We start from the raw sequence: 23,184 nt of genomic DNA on the forward strand, positions 1-23,184 counted from the left end.
ATGATTGCGACTATCATTACGAGGAGGATCGCCGTGAAACATTTCATCGAACGTTGCCGGACCACGCGGCTGGGCTTTTTGGCCATCCTACTCGGCCTGCTGTGGGTGAAGACCTTATTTGCTTATTATGTGGATTTTTCCCTCGGTGCAACCGGCTTTCTTCAACAATTGCTGCTGATCATCAATCCGCTTGGGGTTGGCGCAGCGGCGCTTTCAATCGCGCTATATGTACGCAAACCACGGCGAGCTTATGCGGTCGGGGTGATCATTTACTTACTATTAAATCTGCTACTGTTTGCTAATGTTTTATACTACCGCGAGTTCAGCGACTTTTTGACCATCAACACCATGCTGTCGGTATCCAAGGTCTCACAAGGCCTCGGAGCCAGTTCGCTGAATATGATGATTGGCCGGGATGTCCTTTACGGCCTAGATCTGATTTTGGCCGTTTTGGCTTATTTGGGCTACGGCATTCGCAATCTCTGGGCGTTTATTAACCATCAAGCGCTACGTTGGCCGCATTTTGGGATGAAACTCGATCACGAGCAGCCCGCCTACCACCTGCCGCAAGCCGTCAGCCTCGTGGCCGTGGCCTTTTTCGGCGTCACCATGGCGACCAGCGAGCTCAACCGGCCGAAGCTGCTTTCTTTGACCTTCGACCATAATTACGTGGTCAAATACCTCGGCCTCGCCCCGTTCACGGTGTATGACGGCTTGCAGACTGCGCGCAATAATCAAGTCCGGGCCAACGCCGACAGTGCCGATATGGACACGGTGCTTAACTACACCAAGAGTCACTACGCCGCGCCCAACCAAGCCTATTTTGGTACGGCCAAAGGCAAAAACATCATCATTATCCATCTGGAAAGTTTCCAGCAATTCTTGATTGGCCAAAAAGTGAACGGCCAAGAAGTGACCCCGTTTTTGAACAGCCTAATCAAGGAAAAGGATACCTTGTCCTTCGACAATTTCTTCCACCAGGTCGGGATTGGTAAAACCTCGGATGCTGAGAATATGCTGGAAACGAGCACCTTTGGGTTGTCTTCAGGCTCCCTCTTCTCCTCGCTGGGTACCGATAACACCTTCCAAGGTGCGCCTTCGCTGCTTCAGCAGTACGCCGGCTACACGAGTGCGGTGTTCCACGGTGGTTCCGGCAACTTCTGGAATCGCAATAATGTCTATAAGAGCCTCGGCTATAACTATTTCTTTGATGGGAATTTTTACAACCACGAAGATGGTGCGGCAACGGCTTATGGCATCAAGGATAAATTGATGTTCGGCGAAACCATCAAGTACATGGAACATCTCCAGCAGCCGTTTTACAGTAAAATCATCACCACCTCCAATCACTTCCCGTTCTTTATCACCGATCAAGACACGGACTTTCCTGATGCGGGCACTGATGACACTTACGTTAACGGGTATTTCCAAACGGCCCATTATCTTGATTCGGCGCTAGCGGAGTTCTTCGCCTACTTGAAGTCTTCTGGCCTGGAGCAAAACTCCCTGGTGATGCTTTACGGCGATCATTACGGCATGTCCGATGATCGTAATCGGACGCTGGCTTCAATGCTCACCGCCACGGACAATCCCACCGTGGCCAAACTCACGAACAATGCGACCGCTTCGGACTGGGATAGCTTTGATGACGCTCAGCTGCAGCGCGTGCCGTTGATTTTCCACATGCCAGGCCTTAAAGGCGGTGTCAATCACACTTACGGCGGTGAAATCGATGTGCTGCCCACCCTGCTCCATCTCGTGGGGGTCGATACGCAAAGCTTCGTGCAGTTCGGCACGGATTTGCTTTCCTCCGGTCACGACACCACCGTGGCCTTCCGTAATCACGACTTCGTGACGCCGAAATACAGCCTGCTCAACGGCAAAGTCTATGACAATACCACCGGTGAGGTTGTGCAACCCGATGCGAAGCTGCAAACCAAGCTCACCACCCTGCAAAAAGGCGTCGATCAAGCGCTGGACCTGTCCGATGAACTGGCCAACAAGAACCTGCTCCGGTTTTATGTGCCAAAGGGCTACACGCCGGTCGATCCCGATCAAGCCAATTTCTCGCAAAGCCTCGCGCAAATGATGGCAGTCGAGAAGCAGGCTGGCGCCAAATCCACGTCACTATTTTCCGAGCACCACGATGTTTCCACCGTGAGTGACTTCTCCACTGATGCGGAAGAGGTCACCGCCAATCCCAATGTGCTCAGCGACTATCCCAAAAAAGTCGCCGCTCAAGTCAACGGCGAAGTGCAAACCGATACGAAAAAGAAGTAAGTGAACCGAGGCTGCGGACCATGACCGCAGCCTCTTTTAATGCAGTGGTTTTTCTCGCCGTATTCACACTTTGTTCAAACCTCGCCACTATACTACTGGCATAAGGTAGGTGAACAACATGCGGTTCTTGGAACGAACGCTCAGCGCGATCGGGTATCATCGGCGCGCTTACGTGGGGGAATTCATTGGGGCCATGCTTTTTTGCATCCTCAGCATCATCCTGCTCACGAGTCAGTCCATCAGCCATATGTTGCGGCAGGAATTTCTGAATCGGCTCAACCAGCTCGCAGGCCAGACCAACAGTGCCTCAACTACGGTGTTGACGGCGGTCAAAAATGGTTATCTGACCCTCAACCAGCAGTATCAGTTGGCTTGGTGGGGCCTGATTGGCGCGACTCTGCTGCTGAGCTTTGGCTTTGCCTTATGGTTCAGCCGCCGCCGGGCCCAAGAAACTGAAGCTTACTTATTACTCGGTAAAAGCACTTGGGCGATTGGCGGGCAGTACCTGCTGGAAAGCCTACTCATCTTCGTGCTCGCGTTTATGGCCACCAGCGTTTTGGGCCTTTTGGTTGGCAGTCTGGTTGGCGCCCACCTACTTGATCCCATCCGCACGGCATTAGGCCGCGCCATCAGTAGTAAAGTCACCGCCGGTAATTTGAAACAGGCGGTGACCCATCTCTTTCAACACCAACTGACTGGCTTCAGCGGTGAAGGGCTCTTTGTCCCTGGTCCGCCGCCTGGTGGCCTCAACCAAGGCACCCAGTTGGCCGGCGGCTTTACGACCTTGCTGGCTGGTGGCTTAACGCTGGTAGGCGGTCAGGCCCTGGCGCTGTGGGGTCAGCTTTGGTATCAGAAACGCCAGTTGGTGCACCATCAATAATCGTATCGGAGGCCTGTCTATGACGCTTTTTCATCCGCAAGCAGCGGCTTTTCGCACCCAAGTTGAACAACTGTTTCACCCCGGCGTCATCAGCTTCATCTACACGCCAACCGAACAGCTCAAAACCCTTTCTTTAAGCTACACCCAAGCCTTCTTGGCCGCCGGCTGTGCCAAAGCGTTCGCCTTAATTGACCAGGAAGAAACTGGCATTGTGCCTTACCTCAGCGTGGAAGCCAATCTGCTGATTAATGGCAAAGCCGCTTCGCTTAATCGCCTCGCCCCGGCGTTACGCAACGATGCCGCGTTTCTGGCGCAATCGGCCACGCAACTCAACCCAGCACAAAGTCTCTATGTGCAGTTCTTTCGGGGGCTGCTCGGCGACCGGCAAGTCATTTTGATGAATGATTTCCCCGCCAGCATGGACATTCAAGAAATTCGATTGTTTCTTAATACTGCCACAGCGGCGCTCCATCAAAGCTCATCGCGGCTGGTGATTTTAACGGCAGACGAAAATCTGATCACCGCGCATCCGGACACCAGCTGGTCTGAGGCCCCGAGTCTCACCCCAACCATTGCCAAACGTGGCCAAGACAGCATTCACCGCTGAAAGGCAAAGTCCCAGGAATTCGAACCTTTGAATTCCTGGGACTTTTTTGACGCCGCCATTTTTTGCCACCTGCCATTGACGGTCACCCACCTCTAAGCGCATCCTTATTCTATAATGATCAAAACCTAAGGAGGTGGTCGCCATGCATATCGCTATTGTTGAAGACGACGCCGCTGCTAGTGCGCAAGCGGTCGCCCTACTCAAACAGTACGTCCAAACCCATGAACAAACCATCAGTTGGCTGACCTACCCTTCAGCCGAGGCGTTTCTATTTGCCCTGCCTGACCAAGCCTTCGATTTGCTACTGCTCGACATTCGGCTCGCTGGTCAAGATGGCGTGACCCTGGCCAAAACGATTCGGCAGCGCGATGCCAACATCGCCATCGCCTTCCTCAGTAATTATGAGCAATACGTGTTCGATGGCTACGACGTGGATGCCCTGGCCTACATCATGAAGCCACTGACGCTTGATAAACTTACTGGCCTCTTGACCAAAGCCATGGCGCGCGTGCAACCAGAAGCGCTGATGCTCAACCTGCATGGCACTCTTGAGCGGATTTACCTCTACGATATTCGCTACGTGGAAGCGAGCGGTCATTATCTGACCATCCACACGCAAACTGCTGACTTGACCCTCAAGGACACGCTTGACCATCTGCAAACCCAATTGATTGGGACTAACTTCGTGCGCGTCCACCGGGCCTTCGTCGTCAATCTGAATTTCGTTAGCTCACTGGAGGCGACGGACCTCACGCTGAATGATGGCACAGACATCCCTGTCGCGCGAAGTAAGCGCAGTGCCCTGAGGGATCAGCTGCTACAGCATTACCGGACCCTTAACCAAGAGGAGCGACCACATTCATGATGAATTTACTGCCGACTTGGCTGGCGACTGCCATCGCAGTTTTCGTGCTGGTGCTGCTGGTCACGAATCCGCCTGACGGGGCGAAATTACCCTACCGGTGGCTGCTGGTCCTGGTGGCCTGTCTGCCACTACTGACGCTGCCTTGGTTTGCTGGCGACGCAATCAGTTTGATCCTTTTGGCTGTGATCAGCATTGTCCGCTGGCTCAGGGCAGAAACCCGGACGCGTGGTGGTTTCATCCCTGGTGTGCTGCTTCTGATCGTTGGCATCGCTACCTGCTTCCTTGACGAAACTAGGACGCTGCCGCTGCTGCTGGTGCTCGGCGCTGGCCTGCACATCACCGCGATCAGGCTGCGCCAGAATTACCGTCCCCTCCATCTACTACTCTTTGCTTTGCACCTGCTCTTCATCACGCTAGCCCTGCTGACGACTGGCTGGGTGCAGGTGCTCACTCTCATCATCTGGGCGCTCACGTTAGCGCTGACGAAACTCTTACTCGATTATCTCTTCCACGAAACCGATATGGTCTATGCCCGGTCGCTGGACAAAATCATGGCGCACTACACGACTGAAATTAACGGCCTCTACGCGAACATTCGGGGCTGGCGCCACGATTACCATGACCACTTGCAAGCCCTTAAGTACTACCTACACGACGAGCAGCTTGATCAGGCCCGCGATTATCTCAACCAACTGGAGGATAAGCTCGACGAGATCGATGACATCGTCCACTCTGGGAACACCGTGATGGATGCGGTGGTGAATTCGAAACTCGCCTTGGCCGAGCAAGCCCAAATCGCCACAGATGTTTCCGTATTCGTTGGCCAGCAGCCGCTGATTTCAGATATCGACTTGGTCGTCATTTTGGGCAATGTGCTGGACAATGCGATTGAAGCCGCCAGTGAGCAACCTGATGTCAGCGCCCGCTTCATTCGCGTGTACATCGCCATTGAAAAGCAACAGTTGTACATCTCGGTCACCAACAGTCGCCGCGCTGACCAGGTGATTGACATTAATTACGCCTCCACGAAAAACGATAAACGCGGGCTGGGTATTCGCCGCATTAATGCCCTGGTGGCCAAGTACCATGGCATCATTAACCGCCAGTACGAAGAAGGCGTGTTTGTCACCGAAGTGCTATTGCCACTAAAGCAAATTACGAAGCAATCATGAACCAGGGCTGCTGACCGGCGGCCCTATTTATTATCCTGCCAGGCTGGCACGACGCAGGTCTCATTCACGGCCAAATGACGACCGTTCACGCTCAAAAGTCAGCGGCACGCCATTAACGGTTTATCCTTTAGTCATTCAAGCTTCAGTGCTTTTAAGGTGAAAGTAGGTCTTCATATGTACGAGAAACAAACAACGAAACACGGGGTCTTAAGCAACATCCGCTGGCAATGGCAACAAGTGCGCCGCACCACGCATCATGCCACCCGGCAGCTGCTAACGGGCATCATCATCTATGCAGTGCTTGCGCTCGGCGCCACCATTTTGCCTGCAGTTGTGGTCCAAGTGCTCGCACAGCACACCGATTTATCAAAGGTGGCCCTCATTCTGATTGGGATAAGCACTATCATTGCGCTCGCGCAATGGGGACGCCCAGTCAATGAAATCACGTTTCAAAACACATACAGCCGCGGCCGGATCGCCCAGCTCATTCAGTTCGGCATTCATCTCGTCAAGGTGCCCTACGTTTGGCAGGCGATTCCCGAATACGACCAAGATCGTTACGCAGCGGCTAGTTACGGCCTGTATGGTGACAACCAGGCTGCCCAGGCCATCATCAAGAACGGCCGCGACTTGCTAAGTAGTAGCTTAACGCTACTTGTGCTGCTGGGGTCACTCGCTGTGATCAAGTGGTGGCTGCCCTTACTACTACTGGCCTTTGCACTGATTAGCGACGACCTTCAAAAGCGCACCCGGCGCTTTCGCCGTGAGCAACGCGATCGCAACACCACCATTATCGACCGCACGAATTACCTCATGCGAGCTTCGACGGCCGAGACTGGCGCGAAGGACATGCGCCTGTATCACTTCGCCGGCCAGTTTAGGACGAAAACCGATGCCTTGTTTCGTGAACACGAAACCAACGACTTCCGTGTTTCGTTCCGTGTGTTTCTGCAAGATGTCAGCATTGCTGCGTTGAATGGTCTGTGCAACTTTCTCACTTATGGGAGCCTCATCATCGACATTCTCCGCGGTATCTTCAGCGTCAGCGGCTTTACTTACGCCTTCAACGCGGTGGCCACCACTACCAGTCAGTTAAGTACGCTCCTTCAGTCCTGGAATGAGCTGAATCAAAACAGCGATGACCTCGACTTAGTCCGCAACCTGTTTTCGACGGAAGAAGCCGCCATCGCTGCCCCCCACCGTACCAATACGCACTTACCCGCCGCGCCGCAGCCCATTGTCTTCAAACACGTGTCCTTTCGGTACCCAGGTGCTGATCATGATACCATTCGTGACCTCAACCTCACAATTCCCGCTGGCGCCAAATTCGCCTTAGTGGGGGCTAACGGGGCTGGGAAAACCACCATTACCAACCTCATGCTCGGCTTACTGGCGCCAACTGCAGGCGAAATTTTGCTTGGTGGGGTGCCCATTAACACCTATGTCCTGCGGGATTATTGGCAGTACTTCGCCCCGGTCTTTCAAGAAGCCACAGTGCTGGCCGCTTCGGTGGCCGAGAACGTGGCCTTCCACAGCACCGTCGACTTACCGCGCGTTCAAGCCGTGCTCAAGCAGGCCGGTTTGAGCACTGACGTTGCTCGCATGGCTCACGGCGTGGAGACGCCATTAACGAACTACATCGCCGATGACGGGGTGCAGCTATCCGGCGGCCAGCAGCAAAAGTTGATGCTCGCCCGGGCGCTTTATCGCGATGCCCCAGTGCTGATTCTCGATGAACCAACCGCAGCCCTCGATGCCCTTGCCGAAAGCCGAATCTATCAGGCGTATAACCAAATGACGGCTGGTAAAACCAGCCTGTTCATCAGCCACCGCCTCGCTTCCACGCAATTCGCGGATGAGATTCTCTTCCTTGAACACGGCCACATCACCGAACGGGGCCAACATGATGAACTCATCGCGGCGAACCGCGGCTATGCCCAACTGTTCAAAATTCAAAGTCAATACTATCAGGAAGGAGCGACTCCCGATGCTCAATAAATTCAAACAGACCTATGTCCGTTATCTCCGCTTTGTTCAGCAGCTGGATGCCCAGGCCATCCCTTTAACCATCGCAAACGCCGTGGGTCAAGTGCTGGTCCCTTACTTAACCTTCATCCTGCTGGGCTGGCTGTTGAACACCGTCATAGCTGGCACGACAATTAAGGCCATCGCGCTGCCATTGGTCGGCTTTCTGGCGTTGATTTTCGTGCTTCAGGTCGGGGTCGCCGCCATTAAAGACCATTACAATCGGTTCACCATTCACTTGTACAACCGCATCGACGCCATGGTTGCTGACAAGGAGCGTAAAGTCAGCCTCCAGTTGTTCAATGCCCCTACCTTTCGAAAAGCTTACGCCGCCTATAATCAAGGCCGGACCTATTTTGGCAGCTTTGACCGCTTCCTTGAGGGCAACCTCACCCCGGTGATTAATCTCGCCCTCGCTTTGATGATCTCACTGACCGTGATTGGCCGCCTGCTGTTCACATCCAGTGAGCAGCCAAGCGCACTGGCCCGGTTTGCGGACAGTCCCGCGTATCCCTTAGTTTTGATTGCCATCATCGGCTTACCGGTGATTGTCTCCATCTGGTCGGGACGCAAAGGCGGGCGCATCCTCCAGTCCTTCTTTACCGGCAATATTCAAATCAACCGTGAATATGACTATTACTTCAACCACGTTTTTGCTGGTACTGAAATGAGTAAAACCCTGCGCGTCTACGATACTGATGACCTGATGGCACACCGCCTTAAAGCCGTTAATGCTCGTGGTTTTGAAAACGTTCAACGCTCTTATACGAAAAGTACGGCCTTCACCGCGCTGGGTGGGACTGCGATTGCCTTAGCGACCGGCGGCATCTATGTGATGCTAGCCATTAAGAGCATGACCGGCGCCATTGCGGTGGGTGATGTGGTCATGTACGCAGGCTTCTTCACCCAACTCATCAGTGCGGTGGCCAAGCTCCTCAGTATTAACGGCTGGGCGCCATCGCTCAATCAGGCGCTAACGGCGACGATTGACCTGCTCGAAATGCCCGACCCTGGCGCTCATGGGACCCTACCCATCGAGAAGCGCCACGACAACCAGTACCAACTTGAATTTCACGATGTCAGCTTCCAGTATCCTGGGGCCAAGGCCTTCGCGCTCCAACATGTGAATCTGAAACTCGCCATTGGTCAACGGCTGGCCCTCGTTGGCCCCAACGGCTCAGGCAAGACCACGCTGATTCGCCTGCTCACCCGGCTTGATCAGCCCACCAGCGGCACCATCACCCTGAACGGAATCGATATTCAGAAATACAATCTACAAGAATATCAGCAGATTTTTGCCGCCGTTTTTCAAGACTTCAAGCTCTTCGCCTTGCCTGTCGTCGACAATGTGGCCGCCAGCGCCCACCCTGACCGCAGCCGGGTGGCAGCGGCCCTTAAGATTGCGGGTGTGGATGACCGGGTCCACCGGATGAATCAAGGTATCGACACGCCGATTACGCGGGAACTGGATACGCATGGTGAAGATGTCTCTGGTGGTGAGGCGCAGAAAATCGCTATCGCCCGGGCGTGGTACAAAGATGCCCCTTTCATTATCCTGGATGAGCCCACCGCGGCCCTTGACCCGATTTCGGAATATGAAACCTACCAGCACCTCGATGACCTGATCGCCGCCAAGACGGCGATCTACATCAGTCACCGCATGAGCTCCACTCGCTTTGCCGCCCGAATTGTCGTCTTAGATCACGGTCAAATCGTGCAGGACGGCACCCACACCAGCCTCATGCGCGAAGCCGGCCTCTACCGGGACCTGTTCAATGCCCAGGCGCAGTACTACACCAAAGAACGCATTGCCAAAGAACGCAAAAACGCGGATTTGGCTTACCAGTAAATCACGCATCACCACTAAAAAAACACGCCTGAGCGTTGGCTGCTCAGGCGTGTTTGCGTATCCAGTACGGGTTTAATAGCGATTATCGTCTTCTCCAGGAGCGGTGTCTTTCAACTGATCCAGCAGTGCCATATCAGCGGCGCTGATTTCAAAATCAAGCTGGGTGTTTTCAGCGATATGCGCCGGGCTGGTGGCCTTAGGTAACGGCAGTAGCCCTTTTTGCAGCACATAGCGAATGGCGACCTGCACCACCGTGGCCTGGTAGTGATCAGCCACGGCTTGCACGGCTTCGTTGTTCAGCAAGAAGCCGGTAGCGAGCGGCGAAAAGGCTTCTACCAGCAGGCCATGCTGCTGAGCGCACGCGACATTATCATCCTCGGTAAAGCCAATGTAGTACTGCAGCTGCAGGGCCATCGGCTTGATGGTGCAGTGCGCATACAAATCCTCCTGGTCGCGGACGTTGAAGTTAGAAATCCCAATTGCCCGCACCTTCTTGGCCTGGTAGAAGGATTCCATCGCCCGCCACACCTCACGATTTTGCTCGCGATAGTCTTCGCCAAAGTGATCCCACGGCCACGGCGCATGAATCAAAAACAGATCGATATAATCCAGGCCGAGGCGGGCCATGGATTCATCGAAGGCCTTCAGCGCGTCATCATAGCTTTTGGCATGCGCCGGCAGCTTCGAGGTGACAAAAATATGATCCCGCGGAATGCCGGAGTCGCGAATAGCTTGGCCCACACTGGCTTCGTTGCCATACTGCCAGGCGGTGTCGATATGCCGGTAACCTTGGCGCAGGGCCTCAGCCACAGCCTGATAAGCGGTGTCGCCATTGGGAATCTGCCAGGTGCCAAAGCCGACTTGGGGAATGGCCACTCCATTGGGCAGGGTGTATGTATCAGTTAAAACGGACATAAGCTCACCTCAATTAAAATATTTATCATCAAGTAGTATAGCACGTTCGAGGTCCGGCTTTGTCTCGGCTTTGCCACCCAGTAATTTGACTTTACTCTTGCCAAAAGCAAACGTATGTTCGTATAATGAACCACGAGGTGAGCCCCATGTATGAATCAGAACCCAAACGCGTGATTTTTTTGATTGATAATAAGTCCTTCTACGCTTCGGTCGAAGCCGTCGCCCGCGGCTACAATCCCCTGAAAACGATTCTGGTGGTGATGTCTGAGCAAGCCAACACCAATGGCGGCCTCATTTTGGCCACTTCCCCATTAGCAAAAAAACTGTACGGCTTGCAGGCGAATGTCAGCCGCCAGCGCGATTTGCCTGATGAAAAGCATCTGCTGGTGGTGCCGCCGCGCATGAACTTATACATCAAACGGAATTTGCAGATCAATGATATTTTTCGCCGCTTTGTCGCTGATGAGGACCTCTGGCCTTACTCCATTGATGAGTCGATTTTGGATCTGACCCATAGCTGGCGCTTATTTGGTGACTCGCCGCTAGCCGTAGCCAAGCTCATTCAGCGCACGGTGCGCAAAGAATTGGGGCTGTATACCACCATTGGCATCGGCGAAAATCCGGTGCAGGCCAAGATTGCCTTGGATGTATATGCCAAGAAAAGCCCGGATCTGATTGGCACCATCAGTTACCAAACGGTGCCCGATAAAATCTGGACCATCACCAACCTCACGTCGGTTTGGAGCATTGCCGATCGCACCGCGGCCCATTTGAACCGCTTGGGCATCCATACCATGTACGAGCTGGCCCACGCCAATCCTTACCTGCTCAAAGCGGAAATGGGCATCATCGGCACGCAGCTCTTCGCCTTGGCCTGGGGCATCGATCGCACCAAGCTGGCCAAACGCGTCAAGGTCCGTAGCTCCAGCATCGGCAACTCCCAAGTGTTGCCCCGCGACTACGCCATTCAAAGTGAAATTGAGCTGGTGATCAAAGAAATCGGTGAACAAGTCGCCGCCCGGCTGCGCCATCACCACAAACAAACCAGTTGTATCAGCTTAGGCATTGGTTTTTCCTATGCCGCCAGCGAAGAAGCTGGTCGCGGCGGCTTTAGCCACAGCTTGCGAATTGAAGCGACCAACCGCAACGATGAGCTGATTGCCGCCTTGCTCCTGCTGTTTCGCCGTTACTGGCAAGGCGAAGTCATTCGCAACGTGGCAGTTTACACCAGTCGCCTCAGTGCCGATGCTGGTGAACAACTGACCCTCCTGACCCCGATCGCTGAGCAGGTCCACAAAAGCGACTTGGCGCGCACGGTGGATGCTTTGCGCAATAAATTCGGTTTCACCACGGTCGTCTACGCCAAAAGCAAGCTCCGCGGCGGCACTGCCATTCAGCGTGCTAGTTTAGTCGGTGGGCATAATGGAGGGAATAGTTATGAATAAAAATCGTGATTTGAAGCTGATCATCGAACGGCTACAGCCCCATTTTCACCGCCGCAGTCAGGTGCGCTACGCCATTCTAGTGACTAACGATCCCTATGATCACACGTATAATTTCTTCTTTAACGAATATCCGACCGCCCATCGCCAGCGCTCCATCCCCTTGCACAGCGTGACCGGCTCGCTAACAGAGCTGGAAGCCTTAGTTCAAGCGCTGCGTCATAGCGTTAACTTCAGCCTGGAATTCACCGGTTTTGCCGGGCTGCGGTGGCCGAGTTCAGACCGGCTAATCGAACCGAAGCGCGAACGCGCCGAATGAAGGCGTGAGGCTGAGACAAAATGCGGTTTTAGCCCAGAGGATAAGCTAAACGGCCTGTAAAACCCGAACTTAGGTTTTGCAGGCCGTTTAACTTATCCGGCTAGGGCGTCGCATTTTGGCTCGTACTGTACTGGAATAGTCGTGATGCTATCGTGACGATAAATGATGTCACAGCCCCCTAGCCTTATAACGAAAAATGAAAGGCTTGATCATCGGCCAGCGTCATCGCCGCAGCGACATCCACGCCATACTGCTCACCAACTTGGTGCAGGATATAGTCGCGCACCTCGTCGTGCAGCAAATCGTCCAGCGCCAGCTCGAAAGCATTCATCCAGCTGCCGCCGTGCTGATGCCGAATTTTCGTCGCCGTTAACAGCTGACGATACAGCTGGCGCCCGGTAAGATTGATGGCCACCGTGAGGCAACATTTTTGACCGTGATCCAGATAATGCAACGTCGCCTGCCGCAAATGAACGAACCACCCACTGGCCAGCAACGCGGCGGCTAACCCGGCCCCAACCAGCAGCACTGCCGCCAGTAGACCCAAGCCACGGCTGAGACTCACCACTGCGGCGCCGCCGGCTAATAGCAGTGACAGCCACACAATCACGACTACCAACAGCAAAGCAGGAATCACCACCATTAAAGCCACTAAACTCCCAAATAGTACTTTGATCAGCCGACTCATCGGCAACGCCCCCCAACGCTTGTCGAACGTAAAAACCCACGCGCAAACGTGGTTTTTGCTTAAAAATTAGAATAGTACTCATCATTATCACTTGCAAGCTTAATTTTTACTCAACAGAAATTAATGAAACATCGGTGACGCCCCGGGACTTTTTCAAACTGGTCAGCAGGCTATCCACCGTGCCAGTCAGATTACTGATATCAAAGGAAATGACGACACTCGCCCAATCGTGAATCGGGATATTCTGATTGATGGTAATGATGCTGGCATTGGCGCCGGACAACGTGTTAAGCACTTCTGACAAGATGCCGCGGTCATGATGGAGCATTAAAGAAATCACGGCTTTGCGCTGCGTCAACCCAGTATCGGGCAAGAACACGTAGTCCTTATACTTGTAGTAGGTGCCACGGCTAATGCCAACTTCCTTGACCGCCTCTGACACTTGCCGCACTTGGCCATTTTCAATCAAAGTCCGCGCCTTGATTACCTTTTCCACCACATCCGGCAAAATGGTACTGTCCACGATATAATACTTGTCCACGCCGTTCCCCTCGTTCCCCGTCAATTGATAGCCTCATTGTACCATGATACGTGAACAAGTGGCCGAGAATTATGACGCAAAAAAGTGCCGGTTTCCCGACACTTACGCTACATCTGATGAATGGCGATGAAGAAACCGGCCTACCACCCGGATGATGTGGAAAAGAAAAACGCCAACCACCACCAGGCCCCACAGAAGCCAAAGCAGGCGGTGAGCCCCAGGCTGAAGGCCCAACCAAAGTAGCAAGCCGCCAATCAGCAGACCGAAACCGGCAACCACCAGCGCCGCCGTTAGGCTTAACCAAGGATGCTTCGTGGTCTCAAAGCTTGGCGTCAGTAGCCACGTCCCAACGAGTTCCAGCAAGAAGCTCATGGCGTTCTCCTTTCGCTGTCTGCTGACAGCTGGGGGTTATTTCGTGTGCGTAATCGGTGCTTGCTGCGGCGCGGTTTCCTCATCAGGGAAGGTCAAGGTGAAGGTCGTCCCTTCATCTTTTTGCGATTGTACGTCGATGGTGCCACCATGCAAGGTGACCAGCTGATGGACAATCGCTAAGCCCAGACCGGACTCACCGTACTTGGTGTTTTTCCGCGAAGGATCGGCTTTGTAGTACCGTTCCCAGATATTCTTCACCTGATCTTCAGTCATGCCAATCCCGGTGTCGGTGACAGCTAGCTCGGTTTGATGGTAGCCCGGCTTGGCAGAGATGGTGATGGTGCCGCCTTTGGTGAACTGAATCGCGTTTTGGGCGATATTAAACAGAATCTGCACGAAGCGGTCGCGGTCGGCATAAACCGGCACGTTCGCCGCTGCGTCCAGCACCAGAGTATCATCGGCGTCGGCAGCCTTTTGCTTGAGCTGCACCATGATATCATTTAGCGCTTCAGTGGCGTTAAAAGTTTGCTTCTTGAGTAGAATTTGGTTGGTGCGAATCTTCTCGTAATCGAGGTTTTCGTTCACTAAGCGAATCAGGCGCTTGGTTTCATTGCGCATCAGCTCAATCGACTGGCCCTTGCTTTCTTCTGGAATGGCATCATAAGCCAACCCTTCCAAAAGACCGTTGATCGTGGTCAACGGCGTGCGCATTTCGTGGGCCGCATCGGCCATGAACTGCCGCCGCCGTTCTTCCTGACGGTGGATTTCCGCTTGACTATCCCGCAAGGAACCCAGCATATCCTGGAAATCGTCCGCTAAGCCGGCAATTTCATCGTGACTGCGGGACTTGATCTCAACATCCACGTCATAGTTGCCTTCTGCCACTTGGTGCGTGACTTGCCGCAAACGGTTGATCCGCCCGACTTGGTAGCGCGCCAGCAAGTAACTCAGGACAATCGCCACCAGCATCGATAGCAAAAAGGCGATGAACAAGTTGTATTCGGTTTTCTTGATGGAAGTTTGAATGTTGTCCACCGGCGCAAAAGCCGCAATCACGAACAACAACTTACCAGACAGAAAGACTGGCTTGTAGTAGATGGTCATGCTTTGCTGCTTGCCATTGCGCGGATTGGTCGTCAGCTCTGGCAGCGCCACCGATTCGCCTTTTTTCAGCTGTTTCCAGTATTTGCTGGCAATGGCGGCTCCGCGCGGGGTGCCGGCGAATTGCGGATAACGGGCCGTGTTGTCCGCATCGTAAATCATGAAGTGGACATTTTGCTTTTTGAGAATTTCTTCTGAATGCTGGATGAATTGGGTATCGATTAAGTACGTGCTGCGATCCACCGCGCGATCAGTGAGCACGTCGGTGTACTGTTCCAGCTGATCAAAACTGTTCTGCCAGACGTTATTCGAAGTGGAGCGAATGAACATGACCGAAATAATGGCCATGGCCACCAACAGCACTCCAAAAAACGCGAGCATTTGTTGATAGAGTAATTTCACTGATCAAGCCCGGTGTCGTCAAACTTATACCCGACGCCCCAGACCGTCTGGATGATTTGCGGTCCGACCTTTTCGATTTTTTGCCGCAGCTTTTTGATGTGGGCATCCACGGTCCGTTCGTCGCCATAGTATTCATAGTCCCACACCAGCTGCAAGAGCTGTTCACGGGAGAAGACTTGCTTGGGATTTTGCGCCAGCGTGTGCAGCAAATCGAATTCCTTCGGGGTCAAATCCGGAATTTGCTCACCATTCAAGTACGCCTCACGGGTTTTGGTGCTGAGCTTGAAGTGGTCAGTCACGACGTCAAAGGCTTCGCTGGTCTCAGGGGCATCAGCGGTAGCATCGCTGGTTTCCGCGCGACGGTGTAAGGCCTTGATCCGCGCCACCAAGGTGATCGGGGAAAACGGTTTGGTGACGTAATCATCAGCGCCTAGCTCAAGCCCCAGCACCTGGTCGCTTTCGGAGTCGCGCGCTGTCAGCATAATCAGCGGCACCGTGGTGGAAACCTTACGAATCTCCTGGGCCACCTGCATCCCATCCATTTTCGGCAGGTTCAGATCCAAAGTGATGATGTCAAAGCTGTTAGGCGCCGCATTGAACATGGCCAGCCCTTCCTCGCCATCATAAGCATTTTGAACTTCCCACTGCTCTTTTTTGAAAAACATATCCATCATTTGGGCAACGCTTTCGTTGTCTTCAATCATCAAAATTTTCATTATCTATCCTCACAGTCTCAAATGGTGAAGTGCCGTTAGTGCTTCAGATTAAGCCTAGCACGAGGCCCCCGCTTTGACAAAGGTTTTCGCCCCGTGGTATGCTGGTGTGTACCAGAATTATGGGGACGTAATGGTCTCGACATTGGTCGTTTCGCCAGTGGTGCACTCCGGAGGCTCGGCTCCGTCATCAACGGAACACAGTTTATTAACTGCAAACAATAACGAAACATCCTACGCTCTGGCTGCCTAAGCAACCTTAGCGTGATCCTCCCGTTATCGCTCAAGTAGCGGATCTGGGTCTCAAATCATTGAGCTACGGCTAGCTTCTCCCACCTGAAGAGCTAGCAAGAGACCATCAGGTTAGCTCCAGGCGGTTAGCCCTGCGCGTCGGCGCGCGCCTGAAGTGAACTTCTAAGTAGGCGCACTATGAGTGTAGAGCTGCTGGTAGAAAGGCTGATGGACACGGGTTCGATTCCCGTCGTCTCCATTTTTAGCACTTTGTTGCTTTTCGTTGAACGCTGGAATGCCGTGAAATAGGCATTTTGGCGTTTTTGCTTTTTGTTGTTTTGCGTTGTTTTTTAACCATTTTGGACAAAAATGGGACAAGACCATGATGCTATAAACCCTTGAAGAAACTGTGATTTAGGCGTGATAAAACAAAAGCAGGCCCGATTACTCAGTCCCGCTTTTTGTATCCAGGCCACCGCTTCGCCTGCAACTCAGGGCAAAATAAAAACCTTCCGGAGACGGAAGGCGTAGAAGACGGTCCGGTTGACTGGTCCGGCCCTGGTGATGATTCTCTTTTACTCGATGTAATCATAAATGACCAGCTGTGAGAAATCAAGCATTATGCTAAAATGTAATACGGCGGCCGACCGTTTGACCGCGATCAATAGCGCCGCCAGAACCTGGTGAAACTATGATTCATCTTTTACTCAAAGCTAGTTGTAATGTGTCGCTCGACCAAATTTCCACCTTTATCATGACCGTGGGAGTTCTTGGCGGCGGAGCAGCCTTCGTCAAGAAGTCTAACAAACACTAGCTACCAACTGGAAGTCTGGCCGTCCCAGCAAGCGGGGCAACGGTCAGGCTTCTTTCTGTATCTATTATAACACGCAAAAAAGTCAAAACAATAAGCCCCACCCGCCGAAGCGAGTGAGGCTAATCGTGGCAAGCTAGAATGGCTTAACACCTTCGTTGAGCTTCTTCTGCATTGCGATAACCATGCGGCTGTTCTTGGAGATAACGCCATCTGCCGGAGTGCCAAGTTTGCGCTGCATCGCCTTGATGGTGGCTGGACCGAGCAGACCATCAGCCTTCAAACCAAGTGCACGTTGGAACTTGGCAATCAGTTGAGAACCGGCTGGGTTCGTGCTGTCGTATGCGAAGCCGTAGACCGCATTCTTGAAGTTAGCCCAAGGATACTGTGAGGACACAACGCCATCAACTGGAGAACCATAGACACGCTGTGCCGCCTGCGTTGTAGCGCGACCCCAGTCACCGTCTAGTACCAGCTTGCCCCAGGTCGAAGTTGGGGAATAGTTTGAGCCAACGCCTGAAACAGCCTTGCCGCCATATCGGTAAATGTAGTAATACGGACGACCAGCACCAAGCCACCGATCCATATACTCGGTCGTATTGACGCCGTTGTCATGGTAATTGCAGTGGATGATGTGACCGGTGTCGACAAAGATACCGGTGTGGCCGAACCCACCGCTAGAGCGTCCGCGCCTCCCCCAGATGAAAACGTCGCCATGCTGTGGGTTGAAGCTGTGGTTCTCGGCAATCAGCACATAGCCGATTGACTTGAGCCAGTCGTGCATGTACTCGGTGTTATATAGCCACGTCTTGGTCGGCTGGGCTTTACCACCGCTACACAGAGCCGTGACTACGGCCCCTGAGCAATCAGCCGTGCCATCTGCACCAGACCGGCTACCATTCATGCTATATGTCACACGTCCGTGCATCTGCTGCATGTACTTGATGGTGCCATCAATAGAAACTGTCATCTACTTGTCCTCCTTCTTAGGTGTGGTGTAAGTCAGTGCCTGGGCACTGTCGGTCACGCCGGCCGTGGTTGGATCGGTGACCACACCAAGAATTGACAGCACCGCGAATACCGCATTTACGATGCCGGTGAGCTGCGTGCCTAGGTTGGCAAAGTCCCACTTGTATCCAAAAGGCGCAGCCACAGCTTGCGCAAGCAATAAAATAGCCGGCACTAGGGCCAGCCAGAATTTGACGCTCAATACTCGTACTTTCCAGTTAATCTTCATGTTAAACCTTCCTTTCAGTTTTTAATTTGAAGTTGTAAAACCTTGTTGTATAGTGCTTCACCCGTTCCATTTCCGCCTAATGCTTTGTAGCTGCGGAAAAGGTAGTTCAAATCGTCTAAGTCATCCGTGCTGATATAACCAGTTTCGATATGGTGGTTGCACAACATGTAAACCTCATGATGAAGTAATCCGACAAGTCCCGCATCAATCGCCTTTCCGTGCTTTCGATGCGTCTGCCACTGGCTTAAAATCCAACCAAACAAAGCCCCACCGCCCAACTCCACAAAAATGTCTAACCAACTCTTAAAATCCACATCTTCATACTTCCTTCCGCAAAAATAGCCGCTAGGCGTTTGCCCCAGCGGCGTAGTCATTACCGGTTATCTGCTTGTACTCATCAGACGTTATCATCAGTCCAACGTATGGCGCGATGTCGATGCCCCACGCGTAGAACTGCGCACACATATCGTAGTCCGTCATGAGCTCGCCTCCAGTTTCGCAACCCGCAGCATCACGGCCGCCATCATCTGCTGTTCAGCGCTGGGCTGAACAATGCCGACCGGGCCTGACGGTTCCGTGTAGCCTTCATCGAGCACGATTTGGCCATCAATCAGCGCCGCGTGGTTCTCGACTAATTGACTCATGTCCTGCTGTTCAATCACCAATAGGTCGCCTATCTTTTCGCCAACTTCGCGATTATCGTTGGCATTGCCCCACGCAATTAAACGGTTGTTTGTGTCTAACTGAATTTTGATTTTCAATACTTAACATCTCCGTATGGGTAGTCATCAAGCGTCGTGTATGATACCGCTCCTTGATAGGTGCCCTTGCCTTGACCTGCCGTTGGCAACAGTCGCCAGCCTTGTGAGTTGAAGTAAATGCCACAACGCCATCCTTGGTATGAGGTTGATATAAGGTCAGTGGATACGTACCAACTTTCTGGCTTATAACTGGCCGGCGGCATTTCTAGCCCAACCCAACCCGTTTCTGATAGAAGGTCAAAGTGGAATGTTGCAGTAACCTGATTGCCACGCCTTGCATATTCGATGAACGCGTTTGTGAAGTTTGCTGTTGCTGGAACGGTTTCTCGCTTGAAGTAGTGAGCTGCCGCTCCCGCATCAAACACGGAACTGACATAGCTCTTATTTGCTCCACTACCTGCGTATGCTAGTTGTAAATCCAACTCACCTTTAATCAACGTTGCCATCTGGTTTGGGTGTGCCAAGTCACCGTCTGCTCCAGTGATGATGCTTGAAAAACCAGAAGCAGACATCTGAACCTCAAACTTTTGCGTCCCGCCGTCAATCGTGCCATCCAACGTCAGCTTTGGCCCATCCAGCGTCATTGTGCCAGAACCTAGCGTGTTTTCAGAATCAATCGCCATGTGCTCAAATGGCACCTTGATAAGTGGGGAGTTTAGCGAACCGGAGTTGATTGTTACTGCATTCAACTCTTTGATGTTCAGCACCGCTTGCGCGATTGTTTCTGGTACCCAATCTGAGCCGTTCCAACGTTTTAGACCAGTTACGTTGTTCATGGCCGTTCCAACCCACCACAGTGAGTCTTTGACGATCGTTCCCGCAGGCTGATCTGTTTGGATATAGGTCATGGGTACATCTTGGCTACCGGGATCACCTTTGGCGCCATCCTTAGCCTGATAAGCCACGCTATACGCCGTGTTCTGTGTGCCATTCGTATAGGTGGTGATCACCCGCGACCACAAGTATGTCCCTTGTGATGCTGTAGGTACGCTAGAGCTCCATGTGCCCGTCGGGGCAGTCGTCCCACTTGTGCCAACTTGGTAACTGACAAGCGATGACTGGACGCCATTACCATCTGCACCGGCTGCACCATTGTCACCGATCTTACCGACGCTGTAGGTTGTGCTCGACGACCCATCGGTCATGGTCAGCACTGTGCGTGACCACAGGAACTGACTTGGCGCAACTTCTGGGACAGTGTTTGACCACTCACCAGTCGGCGCGGTCGTACCCGATGTTCCGGCTTGATAGGTGACCACAGAAGACTTTAGGCCGACCCCGTCCTTGCCTTTGTTCTGCTTAGCTAGTGCTTCCGCAAGTTCTCGATAGGCCGGGTCGACTTGGTCGGTTTGGACTAGATAGTCCCCTAGCTTCGCAGTCCCTGACTCAAGCGAGTAAGAGTAGTTCAGCTCCAGTACCCGCGCGGAAAGATATAGTGACTCTCCTTCATCGACCAGCCCGATTGTATCACCAATATCGATATTATCTGGTAGTAACGCAATGTCAGCCTCATAGGTGACTGTGGGGTGATTATATTTCTTAAGGTCACTTAGGACCGACTGCAATAGCTGAGCTTGTGTCTGTGCTTCATAGGTCATCACTCGCTGAATGTGACTCCTTGTTGGGGCAGGATCATTAGCGTTGCGCAACCGGCTCCAAGTCTGCACCGCAACAGTATCACGCAGGATGCCATCACCGCCAAGCACGAACCGACCATCTGGATCAGTCCATTTGTATCCTACTAGGGTTATTGGCGCGTCTGCCCCCTCTGGCGTTGCGCCAGTACCATAAATTGACGTGCACAGGTCATCTTTGTTGACCTCTGTCCGTACATCGTTCAGATTGACGTTCTGATAAAGCTTGACAGCTTTATCACCGCCGATCTGTTTGCGGATATTGATGTACCGGTGAAGGACATTAAGGCCGTCGATGTCAAAGTCGAAGTCGAGTTCGACTCCAAACTGAGTTGCGACTGACAAGATGCGGGCGAGCGCCGTGTCTCCAATACTGTCCCAGCTCAACGTACGGGTGATATCGGGTATCTCATTTACGCCGATCTCGTAACCAGAGTCACTGATAAAGCGCTGGATGTACTCCGCAATCGGATATGCCTTATCAGCGGCATAGGCCCCTACCGTTTCGTTTAGCAGGTCCATGCTGGCGCCTTCGGCGCTGATCTCGTCAGTAAGACTACCTGGATCATGGCTGAAGTCATTGATTTCCATCCACACAGGGTTCCCATTACGGTCCTTATACAGGATGAATTGTCCTGCTGTTGCCATTTGCTGTACCAGTGCCGATTGTTCGGGCGTATAAGTAACGTCAGCCTTGTAGCTCGTGTAGCCGTCAGCGACGCTTTTGAACTCGCCCAGGTTATTGTCAGAGATACGAATATCAGTTGCTCCGCCCTCAGTCGATGCTGTCCCGATCTGGTGATACTCACGGTCTAGAAAATGCACGATCATAGGTAGGCCTCCCTTATCTCAGCTTGAACGGTCGGCGTGGTGGCAAAGTCAGAGCAAAGCACATTGAGCTTGTTCGTTCCCGGAGCAAGCTTGAACATATCCCAATCGTTGCCATACCGATCAAGGTCGTTGGTCAAGACCCCATTCAGCAAAATCTGGCGTTGGGCAGTATCAATATCGAGCACGTCCCCATCTTCATACAAGTTCTCCGTATCGGTCCAATACTCAACGTCCGTCCAGCTGAACTGCAGGTCAGAGACGCCCATGATGCAGTGCTGGGTCTGTTGCCACCGTTCGAACCAAACCCCAAAGCCGTCGACCGGCTCATGGTTAGTGATCTGAAACGGGAACACCACACTGGTTCTCAGCACAGCAGTATTGCCCGTCCCAATCGAAGCGACGGGTGCGATCTCAAACCCCAGACGGGCGCTGAACCGATACATCTTCAACTGGTAGTACTGACCATTCTTGAATGTTTTGCGATTCAAGCTGTACTCCTTGACCTTTTGGTTGCCGACCCAACACTCAATGACCATCTGGTCACCCGCGATCATACTGTCGCGAATAACCACGCCCATCACGACCGTCGCCCCGTTCAAAAAGGCTAGTTCCAGGCGACCCATTGCTTTGGCATTAGTATCAAACTGGAACCTGATCAGAGAATTGATGTTGCCGGTGTTACTACCAGCAGAATTGACAGGGACTTTAAAGACTCGACTAGGACCACCCCAGTAGTTTACTCCGCTATTAGAGAACACCGGCTGCATAGCTGAACCGCCTAGGCTGTCCTTGACGAACTGCATTGACCCGACTTGCTTATTGGCTTGACCAGAAACCCCGTTATAGTTCGGATAGTTTGTCCCAGTAGCGTTGGCCGTGCCACCAGGGTCGGAATCAAAGCCAATATTGAGCACCCGTTCCGGTCGCTTACTGTTGTATCCATCTATTTCGCTCTTGTTACCAAGCTGAATAACGCCACCATTAGATTCGTTTATCAGCGTCAGCACACCGTTGTCACTGTGCATCGTCGCCTCAATGACTGGATATACTGGATAGGTGCCGTCGTTTTGGACAATGATCTCGTCGCTCAAGGCACCATCGCTGCCAACATTGCTAGTCGTCTTCGTTGTCAGTGAATACGCCACACCATCGGGGACGATGAAGTTGATTGTACCGCTGCCAAGGAAGTAAGCTCGCGTCAGGTCAATTTTCCCATCAACCTTTGCCAGCCAGTATTCATCAGCACGATCACTGAAGGATAATTTGGCCGGCTCGGTGGTATACAGCAACGGAGCCATCATGCGTTCAAACTCGCGCTGTGAGATAGCCATCACATCATATTGAACAGCAAGCACGCGCGACTTGATTCGACCACGCATGAAGCGGTCGCCGTCTGAAGTTCCGACTGTCTGCATTGTGTTTTCAACTTCGCTCAAAATCCCGCGATCGGGCGCAAACTGCAAAAAACGGTCACCGATTTGATGGCCGTTGAATGTCATGATTGCCAA

21 protein-coding genes, 1 other RNA gene and 1 pseudogene are annotated in these 23,184 nt (G+C 52.8%); 10 read left to right on the plus strand and 13 right to left on the minus strand.

Annotation, left to right across the window (positions count from 1 at the left end):
* The 7 genes from JUF11_RS09770 (at window position 1) to JUF11_RS09800 (ending at window position 9,678) form a co-directional block, all read left to right on the plus strand.
* Window positions 1–2,280, plus strand: a complete 2,280-nt coding sequence (locus JUF11_RS09770; RefSeq protein ID WP_204119442.1) for an LTA synthase family protein — start codon at window positions 1–3, stop codon at window positions 2,278–2,280.
* 118 nt (window positions 2,281–2,398) lie between these two features.
* Window positions 2,399–3,160 carry a hypothetical protein gene (locus tag JUF11_RS09775; protein ID WP_204119443.1) on the plus strand — a complete coding sequence of 254 codons (762 nt, stop codon included), beginning with the start codon at window positions 2,399–2,401 and terminating at the stop codon, window positions 3,158–3,160.
* 19 nt (window positions 3,161–3,179) lie between these two features.
* On the plus strand, window positions 3,180–3,767 hold the full coding sequence (locus JUF11_RS09780) for a hypothetical protein (RefSeq protein WP_204119444.1): 588 nt from the start codon (window positions 3,180–3,182) through the stop codon (window positions 3,765–3,767).
* A gap of 142 nt (window positions 3,768–3,909) precedes the next feature.
* Window positions 3,910–4,632 (plus strand): LytR/AlgR family response regulator transcription factor, encoded by a 723-nt coding sequence (locus tag JUF11_RS09785; RefSeq protein WP_204119445.1) that lies wholly within the window; start codon window positions 3,910–3,912, stop codon window positions 4,630–4,632.
* Between the two features lie 299 nt (window positions 4,633–4,931).
* Window positions 4,932–5,804, plus strand: a complete 873-nt coding sequence (locus JUF11_RS13365; protein WP_373305868.1) for a sensor histidine kinase — start codon at window positions 4,932–4,934, stop codon at window positions 5,802–5,804.
* A 174-nt stretch (window positions 5,805–5,978) separates the two neighbouring features.
* Window positions 5,979–7,802 (plus strand): ABC transporter ATP-binding protein, encoded by a 1,824-nt coding sequence (locus tag JUF11_RS09795; protein ID WP_204119446.1) that lies wholly within the window; start codon window positions 5,979–5,981, stop codon window positions 7,800–7,802.
* Window positions 7,792–9,678 carry an ABC transporter ATP-binding protein gene (locus JUF11_RS09800; RefSeq protein WP_236000532.1) on the plus strand — a complete coding sequence of 629 codons (1,887 nt, stop codon included), beginning with the start codon at window positions 7,792–7,794 and terminating at the stop codon, window positions 9,676–9,678. The genes JUF11_RS09795 and JUF11_RS09800 overlap by 11 nt, the downstream gene beginning before the upstream one ends.
* Window positions 9,679–9,750: 72 nt before the next feature.
* On the opposite strand, the gene JUF11_RS09805 is transcribed toward JUF11_RS09800, so the two are convergent.
* Window positions 9,751–10,593, minus strand: a complete 843-nt coding sequence (locus JUF11_RS09805) for an aldo/keto reductase (protein WP_204119447.1) — start codon at window positions 10,591–10,593, stop codon at window positions 9,751–9,753.
* 146 nt (window positions 10,594–10,739) lie between these two features.
* On the opposite strand from JUF11_RS09805, the gene JUF11_RS09810 reads away from it, so the two are divergent.
* Window positions 10,740–12,038, plus strand: coding sequence for a Y-family DNA polymerase (locus JUF11_RS09810; RefSeq protein WP_236000534.1), 1,299 nt, complete (start codon window positions 10,740–10,742; stop codon window positions 12,036–12,038).
* Window positions 12,031–12,354, plus strand: a complete 324-nt coding sequence (locus tag JUF11_RS09815) for an acetyl-CoA carboxylase (protein WP_204119449.1) — start codon at window positions 12,031–12,033, stop codon at window positions 12,352–12,354. The genes JUF11_RS09810 and JUF11_RS09815 overlap by 8 nt, the downstream gene beginning before the upstream one ends.
* 184 nt (window positions 12,355–12,538) lie before the next feature.
* On the opposite strand, the gene JUF11_RS09820 is transcribed toward JUF11_RS09815, so the two are convergent.
* From JUF11_RS09820 to JUF11_RS09840, 5 genes are all read right to left on the minus strand, one after another.
* Window positions 12,539–13,042, minus strand: a complete 504-nt coding sequence (locus tag JUF11_RS09820) for a hypothetical protein (RefSeq protein WP_204119450.1) — start codon at window positions 13,040–13,042, stop codon at window positions 12,539–12,541.
* Window positions 13,043–13,148: 106 nt separating this feature from the next.
* On the minus strand, window positions 13,149–13,583 hold the full coding sequence (locus JUF11_RS09825; protein ID WP_204119451.1) for an ACT domain-containing protein: 435 nt from the start codon (window positions 13,581–13,583) through the stop codon (window positions 13,149–13,151).
* A 102-nt stretch (window positions 13,584–13,685) separates the two neighbouring features.
* A complete protein-coding gene (locus JUF11_RS09830) occupies window positions 13,686–13,955 on the minus strand; it encodes a hypothetical protein (RefSeq protein ID WP_204119452.1) in 270 nt (89 codons plus the stop codon).
* A 36-nt stretch (window positions 13,956–13,991) separates the two neighbouring features.
* Entirely contained in the window at window positions 13,992–15,458 is a 1,467-nt protein-coding gene (locus tag JUF11_RS09835) for a sensor histidine kinase (RefSeq protein ID WP_204119453.1), read from the minus strand.
* The gene (locus tag JUF11_RS09840) at window positions 15,455–16,174 is read right to left on the minus strand and encodes a response regulator transcription factor (protein ID WP_204119454.1); all 720 of its coding nucleotides are present in this window, start codon (window positions 16,172–16,174) and stop codon (window positions 15,455–15,457) included. The genes JUF11_RS09835 and JUF11_RS09840 overlap by 4 nt, the downstream gene beginning before the upstream one ends.
* Before the next feature lie 121 nt (window positions 16,175–16,295).
* On the opposite strand from JUF11_RS09840, the gene ssrA reads away from it, so the two are divergent.
* Window positions 16,296–16,664: a transfer-messenger RNA gene (gene ssrA / locus JUF11_RS09845) on the plus strand.
* 685 nt (window positions 16,665–17,349) lie between these two features.
* Here the strand turns inward: ssrA and JUF11_RS09850 are convergent.
* From JUF11_RS09850 to JUF11_RS09880, 7 genes and pseudogenes are all read right to left on the minus strand, one after another.
* A complete protein-coding gene (locus tag JUF11_RS09850) occupies window positions 17,350–18,183 on the minus strand; it encodes a peptidoglycan amidohydrolase family protein (protein ID WP_204119455.1) in 834 nt (277 codons plus the stop codon).
* Window positions 18,184–18,210: 27 nt separating this feature from the next.
* Window positions 18,211–18,450 (minus strand): annotated as a pseudogene (locus JUF11_RS09855) (phage holin); the annotation flags it as partial.
* A 14-nt stretch (window positions 18,451–18,464) separates the two neighbouring features.
* A complete protein-coding gene (locus JUF11_RS09860; protein WP_204119457.1) occupies window positions 18,465–18,764 on the minus strand; it encodes a hypothetical protein in 300 nt (99 codons plus the stop codon).
* A gap of 31 nt (window positions 18,765–18,795) precedes the next feature.
* Window positions 18,796–18,930, minus strand: coding sequence for an XkdX family protein (locus JUF11_RS09865; protein ID WP_204119458.1), 135 nt, complete (start codon window positions 18,928–18,930; stop codon window positions 18,796–18,798).
* A complete protein-coding gene (locus tag JUF11_RS09870) occupies window positions 18,927–19,211 on the minus strand; it encodes a hypothetical protein (RefSeq protein ID WP_204119459.1) in 285 nt (94 codons plus the stop codon). The genes JUF11_RS09865 and JUF11_RS09870 overlap by 4 nt, the downstream gene beginning before the upstream one ends.
* Complete coding sequence (locus JUF11_RS09875; RefSeq protein WP_204119460.1) at window positions 19,208–21,676, minus strand: phage tail spike protein; 2,469 nt, start codon at window positions 21,674–21,676, stop codon at window positions 19,208–19,210. The genes JUF11_RS09870 and JUF11_RS09875 overlap by 4 nt, the downstream gene beginning before the upstream one ends.
* The gene (locus tag JUF11_RS09880; protein WP_236000539.1) at window positions 21,673–23,175 is read right to left on the minus strand and encodes a distal tail protein Dit; all 1,503 of its coding nucleotides are present in this window, start codon (window positions 23,173–23,175) and stop codon (window positions 21,673–21,675) included. The genes JUF11_RS09875 and JUF11_RS09880 overlap by 4 nt, the downstream gene beginning before the upstream one ends.
* Between the last annotated feature and the right edge of the window lie 9 nt (window positions 23,176–23,184).

Origin of the sequence: Lacticaseibacillus suilingensis, assembly GCF_016861845.1 — a bacterium.
Classification (GTDB): domain Bacteria; phylum Bacillota; class Bacilli; order Lactobacillales; family Lactobacillaceae; genus Lacticaseibacillus; species Lacticaseibacillus suilingensis.